Source organism: Lysinibacillus sp. GW823-FHT02G10 (assembly GCF_058797135.1).
The window spans coordinates 73,153-85,863 of sequence record NZ_JBXAJI010000005.1 but is presented as its reverse complement, the minus strand read 5'-3'; the positions used below and the strand labels follow the sequence as shown (position 1 = coordinate 85,863).

At 39.0% G+C, this 12,711-nt stretch carries 10 protein-coding genes; all 10 read left to right on the top strand.

Features of this window, described 5'->3' with window-relative positions; genetic code table 11:
- Positions 1–308: 308 nt before the first annotated feature.
- The 10 genes from AC1RFD_RS16030 (at position 309) to AC1RFD_RS15985 (ending at position 12,651) form a co-directional block, all read left to right on the top strand.
- The gene (locus AC1RFD_RS16030) at positions 309–1,163 is read left to right on the top strand and encodes a class II fructose-bisphosphate aldolase (RefSeq protein ID WP_004269446.1); all 855 of its coding nucleotides are present in this window, start codon (positions 309–311) and stop codon (positions 1,161–1,163) included.
- Between the two features lie 149 nt (positions 1,164–1,312).
- Positions 1,313–1,963 (top strand): fructose-6-phosphate aldolase, encoded by a 651-nt coding sequence (gene fsa / locus AC1RFD_RS16025; protein WP_004269447.1) that lies wholly within the window; start codon positions 1,313–1,315, stop codon positions 1,961–1,963.
- 62 nt (positions 1,964–2,025) lie between these two features.
- Positions 2,026–3,312, top strand: a complete 1,287-nt coding sequence (gene murA, locus AC1RFD_RS16020; RefSeq protein WP_048395599.1) for a UDP-N-acetylglucosamine 1-carboxyvinyltransferase — start codon at positions 2,026–2,028, stop codon at positions 3,310–3,312.
- 94 nt (positions 3,313–3,406) lie between these two features.
- Positions 3,407–4,363 (top strand): class II fructose-bisphosphatase, encoded by a 957-nt coding sequence (gene glpX / locus AC1RFD_RS16015; protein ID WP_004269449.1) that lies wholly within the window; start codon positions 3,407–3,409, stop codon positions 4,361–4,363.
- Between the two features lie 223 nt (positions 4,364–4,586).
- Positions 4,587–5,870 (top strand): transcription termination factor Rho, encoded by a 1,284-nt coding sequence (rho, locus tag AC1RFD_RS16010; protein WP_016992739.1) that lies wholly within the window; start codon positions 4,587–4,589, stop codon positions 5,868–5,870.
- 133 nt (positions 5,871–6,003) lie between these two features.
- Complete coding sequence (locus AC1RFD_RS16005; protein WP_492475071.1) at positions 6,004–7,905, top strand: AraC family transcriptional regulator; 1,902 nt, start codon at positions 6,004–6,006, stop codon at positions 7,903–7,905.
- 76 nt (positions 7,906–7,981) lie between these two features.
- Entirely contained in the window at positions 7,982–9,706 is a 1,725-nt protein-coding gene (locus tag AC1RFD_RS16000; RefSeq protein ID WP_048395605.1) for an ABC transporter ATP-binding protein, read from the top strand.
- 34 nt (positions 9,707–9,740) lie between these two features.
- Entirely contained in the window at positions 9,741–10,535 is a 795-nt protein-coding gene (locus AC1RFD_RS15995; RefSeq protein WP_048395606.1) for an ABC transporter ATP-binding protein, read from the top strand.
- Between the two features lie 32 nt (positions 10,536–10,567).
- The gene (locus tag AC1RFD_RS15990) at positions 10,568–11,620 is read left to right on the top strand and encodes a FecCD family ABC transporter permease (RefSeq protein WP_054548709.1); all 1,053 of its coding nucleotides are present in this window, start codon (positions 10,568–10,570) and stop codon (positions 11,618–11,620) included.
- Positions 11,617–12,651 (top strand): FecCD family ABC transporter permease, encoded by a 1,035-nt coding sequence (locus tag AC1RFD_RS15985; RefSeq protein WP_115674209.1) that lies wholly within the window; start codon positions 11,617–11,619, stop codon positions 12,649–12,651. The genes AC1RFD_RS15990 and AC1RFD_RS15985 overlap by 4 nt, the downstream gene beginning before the upstream one ends.
- Positions 12,652–12,711 lie beyond the last annotated feature (60 nt).

Genomic DNA, 12,711 nt, shown 5'->3' with positions numbered 1-12,711 from the left:
ACGGCCTGTTTTTTTATGTTGATTAATAGCTCCTGCTTTTCAGGTGCGAGGACTTCGTTACGTAACACTTCACTTCGTCACCCCTGCCGCTACGTTACACTCCGCTTTCGGGTAGAAAATAATAGCCCCTGCTTTTCAGGTGCGAGGACTTCGTTGCGTTACACTTCACTTCGTCACCCCTGCCGCTACGTTACACTTCGCTTTCGGGTAGAAAATAATAGCCCCTGCTTTTCAGGGGCTATTATTTTTGCTATGATTGAGGAGCATGTTTATGTAGAAAGAATAGTCCTATGAGGAGGATTTTTAGTATGGCATTAGTATCTATGAAAGAGATGTTAATTAAAGCAAAAGCAGAAGGTTATGCTGTTGGTCAATTCAACATTAACAACCTAGAGTGGACTCAGGCAATTTTACAAGCAGCTGAAGAAGAAAAGTCTCCAGTGATTCTTGGTGTTTCTGAAGGTGCAGGTAAATATATGGGCGGATTTATTTCTGTTGTTCATATGGTAAAAGGTTTAATGGAATCTTACGGTACTACAGTTCCTGTAGCAATTCACCTTGACCATGGTTCTAGCTTTGCAAAATGTAAAGAAGCAATTGATGCAGGCTTTACTTCCGTGATGATTGATGCATCACATCACCCATTTGAGGAAAATGTGAAAATTACTTCAGAAGTAGTAGAATACGCACATGCTAAAGGCGTTTCTGTGGAAGCAGAATTAGGGACAGTTGGTGGAGATGAAGATGGCGTAATCGGTGGTATTATTTACGCTGATCCAGAAGAATGCCGCAAAATGGTTGAACTAACAGACATCGATTGCTTAGCTCCAGCACTTGGTTCTGTACACGGTCCTTACAAAGGAGAGCCAAACTTAGGCTTTAAAGAAATGGAGGAGATCTCTAAATTGGCAGACCTTCCACTTGTTTTACATGGTGGTACAGGTATCCCAACAAAAGATATCCAACGTTCTATTTCGTTAGGTACGGCTAAAATTAACGTCAATACTGAAAATCAAATTGAAGCAACAAAAGTAATTCGTGAAATTCTGGACAACGACAAAGTTGTTTACGACCCACGTAAATTCCTTGGTCCAGCACGTGAAGCCATCAAAGCTACGGTTATTGGTAAAATTCGTGAATTTGGAAGTGCACAAAAAGCATAATTTTTGCATTTAATATGTTACAAAAGCATAGATAAATACACATAATAAGAGAAGTGTTGATGCTTTCAATCGACCTTCTCTTGTTTTTGAAATAAAGAAATTTTGGAAAATATTTAATAATATAAGAAAAATGATCAGGAGGAAATAATATGAAATTTTTCATTGATACAGCAAACTTTGAAGAGATTAAAGAGGCACATGCATGGGGTATTTTATCAGGAGTGACGACAAACCCATCGTTAGTGGCTAAAGAAGAGAATGTTTCTTTCCATGATCGTCTTCGCGAAATCGCTGAGCTCGTTGATGGCTCTGTAAGTGGAGAAGTTATTGCACTTGATGCAGAAGGTATGATTAAAGAAGGTTTGGAATTAGCTGCGATTGCGCCAAACATCACAGTAAAGCTTCCTATGACACCAGCTGGATTAGAGGCATGTCGATTCTTTGCAAACAAAGGAATTAAAACAAACGTGACATTAATTTTTAGTGCTAACCAAGCATTAATGGCTGCGCGTGCAGGTGCTACATACGTATCACCATTTATCGGCCGTTTAGATGACATTGGTCAAAATGGTGTTGAGTTAATTGAAACAATTGCAGATATTTTTACAATCCATAATATCGATACACAAATTATCGCTGCCTCTGTTCGTCACCCGCAACACGTTACAGCAGCGGCTTTAGCAGGCGCACATATTTCAACTACTCCGTTTAAAGTATTAAAGCAGCTTTTCCACCATCCATTAACTGAAAAAGGAATTGAAGGATTTTTAGCGGATTGGAATAAGAGAAAAGGCGAATAATAAGATTATAAAGTGTGCAAATTGCAAAAATACTACTTTCCAATCATGAGGGAGAACGCAAAATGGATGTTTATAAAATTACTGGCGAAAATCGTCTACAAGGTACAATTAAAGTTAGTGGCGCAAAAAATAGTGCAGTCGCCTTAATTCCTGCATCAATTTTGGCGAACTCTCCAGTGACTATTGGAGGGATACCCGAAATTTCAGATGCTTGGACGTTAAAGGCTCTATTAGAGGAAATTGGTGGAGAAGTTTCATTTGAGAATGGGAAAATGACAATCGATCCAACAGAGATGATTGCATTGCCCTTACCAAACGGCAACGTTAAAAAGTTACGTGCTTCTTATTATTTAATGGGGGCTATGCTTGGACGTTTCAAAAAAGCAGTTATTGGTTTACCTGGAGGCTGTTTTTTAGGACCTCGACCTATTGATCAACATATAAAGGGCTTTGAGGCTTTAGGAGCTAAAATTACTAATGAACACGGAGCCATTTATTTACGTGCAGATGAATTGATAGGGGCAAAAATTTATTTAGATGTGGCAAGTGTTGGGGCTACGATTAATATCATGCTTGCTGCTGTCCTTGCTAAGGGACGTACTGTCATTGAAAATGCTGCAAAAGAACCTGAGATAATTGATGTGGCGACACTTCTAACAAATATGGGTGCCAATATTAAAGGTGCAGGTACAAGTGTCATTCGTATCGAAGGCGTAGAAGAGCTACATGGTACTGAACATACGATTATACCTGATCGCATTGAGGCCTCTACATTTTTGATTATGGCTGCAGCAGTTGGTGATGGTATAACAATCGATAACGTTATTCCACTGCACTTAGAAGCAATTATCGCCAAGCTTCGTGAAATGGGTGTGAAAATTGAGATTGGTGAAGAAAGTATTTATGTACCAAAAACAGACCTCTCAACATTACAGGCAGTGGATGTCAAAACATTGGTATACCCTGGATTCCCAACGGATATTCAACAACCGCTTGCCGTGTTAATGTCACAAGCATTCGGTTCCTCAAAAGTAACAGATACTATTTACACAGCTCGTTTCAAGCATATTGATGAGCTTCGTCGTATGAATGCAGATGCTCGTGTAGAAGGAAACACAGCAATTATTAAAGGGCCGAGTAGATTACATGGCTCAACTGTCACAGCTACAGATCTTCGTGCTGGTGCAGCTTTAGTGTTAGCTGGACTCTTAGCAGAAGGAGAAACTGAGATTCAGGATATCTATCATATCGAACGTGGCTATAGCTCACTTATTGAGAAATTACGTGATTTAGGCGCTGATATTCGACGTGAAACAATTGTGGCACGTGTAGCTGAGACAAAGGAATAATGAGAGCTAAAAGTTTTCAACCAATTATGTTACAATAGAGGTAATTTGAATGTTTTGGCACGAAAAGGTGCCCATAACGGGAGGCAAAGCAACAATGGAACGTAGTTTATCGATGGAAGTAGTACGAGTAACAGAAGCAGCAGCAATCGCATCCGGGAAATGGATGGGGCGCGGTTTGAAAATTGAGGCAGACGATGCAGCAACAACAGCGATGCGCAAAATGTTCGATACAATTCCAATGCATGCTACAGTAGTAATTGGTGAAGGCGAAATGGATGAAGCACCAATGCTTTATATTGGTGAAGAACTTGGTTTACGAAATGGTGGTCCTAAAGTAGATATTGCAGTAGATCCTTTAGAAGGTACAAACATTGTAGCAAAAGGTACAAATGGTGCTATGACAGTTCTTGCTATTGCAGATAAAGGGAATCTGTTAAATGCACCAGATATGTACATGGAGAAAATTGCTGTAGGACCAGAAGCGGCGGGCAAAGTGGATATCAATGCTTCCGTCACTTATAACTTATTACAAGTAGCAAAAGCTAAAAATAAAGATATTTCTGATGTTGTAGCTACTCTTTTAGATCGACCACGTCACCAAGCGATTGTTGATGAAATTCGTGAGGCTGGTGCACGTATTAAATTTATCCAAGATGGCGATGTTGGTGCAGCAATCAATACGGCTTTTGATGAAACAGGCATTGATATTATGTTTGGAACAGGTGGTGCACCTGAGGGTGTTATAGCAGCAGTAGCTTTAAAATGCCTTGGTGGTGACTTCCAAGCAAAACTAGTACCAGAAGATGAAGAGCAATTAGAACGCTGCACAAAAATGGGTGTGGATGTTGAAAAAGTTCTTTATTTAGATGACCTAGTAAAAGGTGACGATGCTATTTTTGCAGCGACAGCAGTAACAGATTGCGAGCTTTTAAAGGGTGTTCAATATAAAGGTGCTTATGCCTTAACTCATTCAGTAGTTATGCGTGCTAAATCTGGTACGGTTCGCTTTGTTGAAGGCCGTCACGCTCTTGAGAAAAAACCTAGATATTAATGTTATTTTCTTCTAAAATATACCTAGTACATCTATTGTGCTAGGTACCTTCTTCTTTAAATAACCATCCCATATTTTTAAGGCAATGTTTAGTTATATGGTGGAAATATTTCAATAGATATTATTAAAGGCAACCATATAAGCGTTAGCAGAGCCAATCGTAAACTTCAATGATAACCCCATTAAATTGAATTATATTTTGAAAAAGACTGGAGTTGTGCATATGTCTGCATTGACAATCGCTCAATTAGAAAACATGACGTTAAAAGAGCTTTACGCCCTTGCACGCCAATATAAAATTTCTTATTATAGCAAGCTAACGAAAAAAGAATTGATATTTGCTATTTTGAAAACGCGTTCAGAGCAAGAGGGCTATTTCTTTATGGAAGGCGTACTAGAAATTGTTTCGCAAGAGGGCTTCGGCTTCCTTCGACCAATCAACTACTCACCAAGTAAAGAAGATATTTATATTTCTGCATCCCAAATCCGTCGCTTTGATTTGCGTAATGGGGACAAGGTGTCAGGAAAGGTGCGTCCACCGAAGGAAAATGAGCGCTATTATGGCCTATTACAAGTAGATGCTGTCAATGGCGAAGATCCTGAAGTAGCGAAAGAACGAGTTCATTTCCCAGCACTAACACCTTTATATCCAAATCGACAAATTAAACTAGAAACAACACAACGCAATTTATCCACACGTATAATGGATTTAGTGGCACCAGTAGGCTTTGGACAACGTGGATTAATTGTAGCTCCGCCAAAGGCAGGGAAAACGTCTTTATTAAAAGAGATTGCGAACGCTATTACAACCAATCATCCGCAAGCGGAGTTAATTGTCCTATTGATTGATGAACGACCTGAGGAAGTGACAGATATTGAACGTTCTGTCAATGCAGATGTTGTCAGCTCAACATTTGATGAAGTACCTGAGAACCACGTCAAAGTGGCTGAAATAGTATTAGAGCGCGCACGACGTTTAGTGGAACATAAACGTGATGTAATTATTTTAATGGACTCTATTACACGTTTAGCTCGTGCTTATAACTTAGTAATTCCACCAAGTGGACGTACACTATCTGGTGGTATTGATCCTGCTGCATTCCATAGACCGAAACGTTTCTTTGGTTCGGCTCGTAATATTGAAGAAGGTGGTAGTTTAACAATTTTAGCGACGGCTTTAGTAGATACAGGTTCTCGTATGGATGAAGTTATCTATGAAGAATTTAAGGGAACAGGGAACTTAGAGCTTCATCTTGATCGTCAGTTAGCGGAACGCCGTATATTCCCTGCGCTTGACATTCGTCGTTCGGGTACACGTAAAGAAGAGCTTCTTCTGGAACCAGAACAACTTGAAAAGCTATGGGCAATTCGTAAAACGTTTTCTGATGCACCTGATTTTGCAGAGCGCTTCCTGAAAAAAATACGTACAACAAAATCAAATGAAGAATTTTTTGAAAAGCTAAACGAAGATATGAAAAAAGCAACAAAGGGTAAGGGACTTTTATAAAGGGCATCACCATTGACAATCAAATTGTCAGTGGTGATTTTTTTTGTATATGTTTATTTTATAAATGTATATTGAAATTGATAATCATTATCAATATAATGGTAAGTAAATATGTGTTCTGAAGGAGACGAAGATGAATTATGATGCCTATATGCTTCTTTGGCAAAATGCATTTATCCAGTTGAAGCAAATCGATTACATAAATAAATCAGACATTCATGTGTCAAAGGTTTTAACATATAGCTCGTTTCTTATTGTCACAGCAGGCGGTGCACAGATTGTCATTGATGATCAATCTTATCATGTGCAGCGCTTCAGTATTTTTCATCTAGGTAAATCTCAATCTCTTCACATTAGGGCACAGCAGAGTGTTAGCTATTTTCTCATTAGCTATAAAGGAGATGTCATGTACAAAGATGCCTTTATGCAGCATTTGCACATGCACTATCAACCATTCCAAACACATTTCTCTTGTGTACCCGCAAATCCGATAGTCATTCACAGCATCCTTCAGGATATGTATAGCAAATGGCAATCTGGCTCTATACAGGAGCATTTATCTGTAAGGGCATCCTTCTATGAGCTTATCTATCATGTCTTTCGAGAATTAGCAGAAGGACAAGGGAAACCACATGAAATTGATAAGGCAGAAGCCGCACGATTATTTATAAAGCAACACATTCATCAACCATTATCTATCCAGACATTAGCAGATATGCTTCAGATTAGTACACGACATTTATTACGCATTTTTAAAGCTCGCTATGAAATAGGTCCACAAATATATTTACAACAATTGAGAATAGAGCAGGCTAAGCAGTATTTATTAACCAATCAATATGGCATAAAAGAAATTGCCATATCTCTTGGGTTTGAAGATGAATATTATTTTAGCCGTGCTTTTAAAAAAGCAACAAAACTGGCTCCAAGTAGCTTTAGGCTGAAATATGCATCTAATATGTCCGAAATTGCCATTACAAATGAGAATCATTTTCAATACAATAATAATCAGCTCGCGCAAGCAAAACGATTTGAGAATGGAGAAAATGAAATCATGATAAAGAAGATGATTCACCATATAAAGCTACCTTTTTTATTAAGCCTGTTCGTTTTAATGGCAGCGTGTAATGAAGAGACAAGCCAATCTAAGGTTGATGAACCAACTTCGCCCGAGAAGGCAGAGACTAGAACCGTAACAGATGATAGTGGACGCGAAGTAGAAATTCCAATGCAGGCAGAGAGAGTCGTAACTGATTGGTATCTGGGGCAAATTTTAGCGTTAGATGTTGTACCAGTTGGAGGCGTAACGGCTAACCTTGATTATGCTGCTTTCTTAAAGCAACACTATAAGGATGGTGAAATTACGAATATTGGTACAGATGGTAAGGTGTCATTAGAAAAAGTTTTAGAGTTAAAGCCAGACTTGATTATTACTTGGAATATTGAAGATGTAGCGAAATATGAAAAAATTGCCCCGACAATTGTCTTCGCTGAAGATGCACATCAATCAGCGATTGAGGAGATTAAGGCAATGGGGAATTACTTAGGAAGACAAGCAGAGGCTGAGGCCTTTACAAAAGAATTTGAAGATCGGATCGCAAAAGCTAAAGAAAAAATCATGGATGTGATTCCAAAAGGATCTACATTTACTATTTATGAAATGTTTGAAAAAAATGCAACGATTGTAGGGCAATCAAGTGTATCGGGCGGTAGAGCGCTCTATCAAATTTTGGGCATGAATCCTCAAGAAAAGGTGCAGGAGATTTTTGATACAAAGGAAGCAAGTAATGGACGTTATGAGATTTCCTATGAAGTAGTAGGTGATTATGTAGGTGACTATAACTTCATGATTAATTTCTTTAACAAAGATGGCCAGTTACCAGCAACATGGACAAACTTAGATGTCGTTAAAAGTAATCAAGTATTAGAGCTTCCATCTGAATATTATTTTGCTTCTGATCCGCTCTCTGGCTTACACCAAGCTGAAGAACTAGCTGAAAAAATAGTTGAATTTACAAAGGCTCATCAACAATAACTGAGATAACAGGAGAGCTATTGTAGATAGCTCATTTATAGATACGTAAAACGAGATCACGATAGGAGGCTACACCATGTTATTACGGCGATTTTTTTCATATTATAAGCCCTATAAAGGCTTATTTATTTTAGATTTTAGCTGTGCCATATTAGTGGCACTAATAGAGCTTGCGTTTCCGATTGTTTTAAATAAAGTAATTGATGATATTCTGCCAGATGGGGAATTGAAATGGATTATTATGGCGAGTTTATTGCTGTTTGGATTATACATTTTTAACTCCATTCTTCATTTTATCGTTTCATATTGGGGACATATGCTTGGCATTAATATTGAGACTGATATGAGAAAAGAATCCTTCAGCCATGTACAAAAGCTATCCTTTAGATATTTTGATAACAACAAAACAGGGCATCTTGTTTCTCGTTTAACAAATGATTTGATGGATATTGGTGAACTTGCTCACCATGGTCCAGAGGATATCTTTATTGCAGCGATGACGATTATTGGAACATTTGGTGTCATGTACTATATTGATCCAACCTTTACGATTCTTATTTTCTTACTTGTTCCGATTATCTTAATCTTAACCATTATTTTCGGGAAATTAATGTCCAAGGCATTCCGTCAAATGTTTGGAGATATTGCAGATTTTAATGCACGTGTTGAAAACAATGTAAGTGGTATTCGTGTTGTACAAGCTTTTACAAATGAAGATCATGAGATTAAACGCTTTAAAGTAAATAATGAAAGATTCCGTATGACAAAGCTGTTTTCCTATAAAGTAATGGCTTGGAATGAAGCTATTTCAGGCATACTCACGAAGGTATTATCACTCTTTACTTTATTTGTTGGGGCTTATTTTGTATTAAATGGGCATTTAACAAATGGCGATTTTATCGCATTTATTTTACTTTCAGGTATTCTCTTAGGCCCAATTAACAAAATCAATATGTTTATAGAAAGCTATCCTAAGGGCATGGCAGGATTTAGGCGCTATATTGAATTCCTCGAAACGGAGCCCGAAATTGCGGACCGTCCAGAAGCGAAAACAATCGATGAAATTGATGGTGAAATTACTTTTTCTAATGTATCGTTTGGCTACGCTGCCAATAATCGTGCCTTACATCAAATTAATTTAAAGGTACGTCCTGGTGAAACGGTTGCCTTAGTAGGCCCTTCTGGTGCAGGGAAATCTACGATCTGTAGCCTATTGCCACGTTTTTATGAGGTGAATGAGGGTTCCATTAAGATTGATGGTGTTGATATACGAGACTTTAAACTGCAATCTTTACGTTCGCATATCGGGATTGTCCAGCAAGATGTCTTTTTATTCGATGGTACCATTCGTGAAAACATAGCCTATGGTGATTTAAATGCCAGTGAAGAAGATATTTGGTATGCCGCACAACGAGCCCAACTGACGGATGTAATCAATGCTTTACCAGAAGGCATGGATACTCTCATAGGTGAACGTGGTGTCAAATTATCAGGTGGACAAAAACAAAGATTATCAATTGCGCGTATTTTCTTGAAAAATCCAAAAATCTTAATACTAGATGAAGCAACATCTGCATTGGATACAGAAACAGAACAAGCTATCCAGCAAGCCTTAAACGAGCTTTCTATCGGTCGTACTACATTAGTGATTGCCCACCGTTTAGCAACGATTAAGGATGCAGACAGAATTGTTGTGGTATCGAAAAAGGGCATTATTGAAGAAGGCACACATGAGCAATTAATGGAACGCCAAAATGCTTACTATGGCTTGTATACAGCCCAATTTGGTTTACAAATTTAAAAGTAAAAGTCTCAAAAGTGAAAGGAAGTTAAAGATGTCAGTACTTGAAATAGATCATGTTGCGATTGGTTACTCTTCAGCGCTCATCGTCAATGATTTAAGTGTGGAGATTCCGAAAGGGGAGATCTCCACGATTATTGGTCCAAATGGTTGTGGCAAGTCTACTTTATTAAAGGCTGTAGCACGTGTATTACGCACACAAAATGGAGCTGTCTATTTAGATGGCAAAGCTATACATCAATTGAAAACAAAAGAAGTGGCCAAAAGAATGGCTATTTTACCTCAAACAGCAACAGCACCAGGAGGATTAACGGTTTTTGAACTGGTATCCTATGGTCGTTTTCCTCATCAAGTAGGGTTTGGTACATTGCAAAAGGAAGACTATGAATATATCCATTGGGCTATTGATGTTACGGGACTAAGAGAATTTAGTGATCGACCAATCGAAGCATTATCAGGTGGTCAGCGTCAAAGAGTATGGATTGCTATGGCATTGGCGCAAGGCACGGATATTTTAGTACTGGATGAACCAACAACTTATTTAGATTTAGCACATCAGCTCGATATTTTATTGTTGCTACAAAAACTAAATAAGGAAGAAGGACGAACAATTATCATGGTTTTACATGATTTAAATCATGCATCACGGTTCTCTCATTTTATGATGGCCATGAGAGACGGCAATTTAATGGTGAATGGCAGTCCAAAAGAAGTGATGACAAAAGAAAATTTACAAAGGGTATTTAATATTGATGCAGAAATGGCTGTATGTCCCTATAGTGAAAATCCAATCTGCCTATCTTATCAGTTGTACGATATGAAAAAATAAAAGCTAGTTGGAAGTTATGAGGAGGAAATAAAATGACTACGTCGACAGGAGTAGGAGAGCTCCACGATTTAGAAGAGCTACAGAAGCGATCTCATCCGATCCGTGGAGTAGTGGCTTTAATCGTAGGAGTAATTGGATTAATAGTTGCCATTGGCTTATCAATTTCTTTTGGTGCAGCAGATATTTCATTGGGTACTGTGTGGACAGCGGTTACCCATTTTTCACCAGAATTAACAACACATCAAATTATCCATGATATTCGCTTACCACGGGTACTTGGAGCAGCATTAGTCGGTGCAAGCTTTGCGGTAGCGGGTGCGATTATGCAGGGGATGACACGCAACCCTTTAGCAGACTCAGGGTTATTAGGCTTGAACTCAGGAGCTGCCTTTATGTTAGCCGTATGTTTTGCCTTCTTCCCTGGGTTGCCTTATATGTATTTAATTTTATGGTCCTTTGTAGGTGCAGGTCTTGGTGTGGCCATCGTTTATGGTATTGGCTCGCTTTCTAAAGGTGGCTTAACACCTATGCGACTAGTTTTAGCAGGAGCTGCTGTTAGTGCGTTACTTGGGGCGCTCGGAGAAGGAATTGCTCTTTATTTTCGTATCGGACAAGACCTCGCATTTTGGTATGCGGGTGGGGTTTCGGGCACAAAATGGAGCCATCTACAAATCTTATCTCCATGGATACTTGTTGCGATGATAGGAGCTCTTATCCTATCACGCTCCATCACCGTACTGAGCTTAGGTGAAGAAATTGCAGTAGGGCTAGGGCAACGTACTGCTGTGGTAAAAGTATGGGGAATGATCATTGTTTTAGTTTTAGCGGGTGCAGCAGTTTCTGTTGTCGGTGCGGTTGGTTTTGTAGGGTTAATTATCCCTCATTTAACCAGATACATAGTTGGTCATGATTATCGCTGGATCATCGCTTGTTCCTTGGTATATGGAGCATTGCTTGTTGTGTTAGCTGATTTAGTAGCACGTGTTATTAATCCACCATATGAAACACCCATTGGTGCGCTCATAGCCTTTATTGGAGTACCATTCTTCCTTTATTTAGCTCGAAAAGGAGGGAAAGAACTATGAGTAACAGCTATTTAACACCAAGTCAGCTAAAGGCGAAAAGGAAACATTTTTCCATTCTTGCTACGCTCATTGTGTTAATCGTTATTACCTTTGTCATAAGTATGAATACAGGTGTCATTAAACTGACACCAATGGAGGTTCTTCGGACTCTTTTTGGTCAAGGTGATGCACAACAGCAGCTTATCTTATATGAATTCAGACTTCCAAGAATTGTGATTGCTGTATTAGTAGGTATGGGGTTAGCTATATCTGGCGCTATTTTACAGGGCATTTCTAAAAATGCCTTAGCAGACCCAGGAATCTTAGGGATTAATGCAGGAGCAGGACTAGCGGTTATGCTCTATGTGTCATTTTTTCCAACTACGAAAGCAGCACCTGTTTATTTACTGCCTATACTGGCTTTTATAGGAGCAGGTTTGACAGCTGTACTGATTTATTCACTTTCTTATCGACGCCATGAGGGGATTACACCAATGCGTTTAATCTTAACTGGGGTAGCTGTGGCAGCAGGGATTAGCTCCGCTATGATTGTGCTAACACTACGTCTATCGCCAGAGAATTATCAATTTGTAGCAACATGGCTAGCAGGTAGCATTTGGGGCTCAAATTGGAGATTTGTTCTGTCGTTATTACCATGGTTAGTTATCTTATTGCCATTCGTCTATTCAAAATCACGTGTATTAAACATATTGAATTTAGGTGAATTAACAGCAGTAGGACTAGGTGCCTCGATAGAAAAAGAGCGACGCTGGTTGTTGGCTGCTGCTGTTGGTTTGGCTGGAGCTAGTGTTTCAGTAAGTGGTGGAATTGGTTTCGTTGGCCTTGTTGCGCCACACTTAGCTCGACAGCTTGTTGGGGCTAAACACCAGTTTTTATTGCCAACCGCAGCATTATTAGGAGGTTTCTTAGTGTTAATGGCTGATACAATCGGTCGTTCCATTTTAGAACCTTCAGAAATTCCAGCAGGGATTGTGGTAGCAGTTTTAGGAGCACCTTATTTCTTGTATTTACTAGCACGATTAAAAGAGTAAATGGCACTTTTTCCTTTGTGTGTGAATAGTATTACCATGAGGGGAAAGAATAGACGGTTA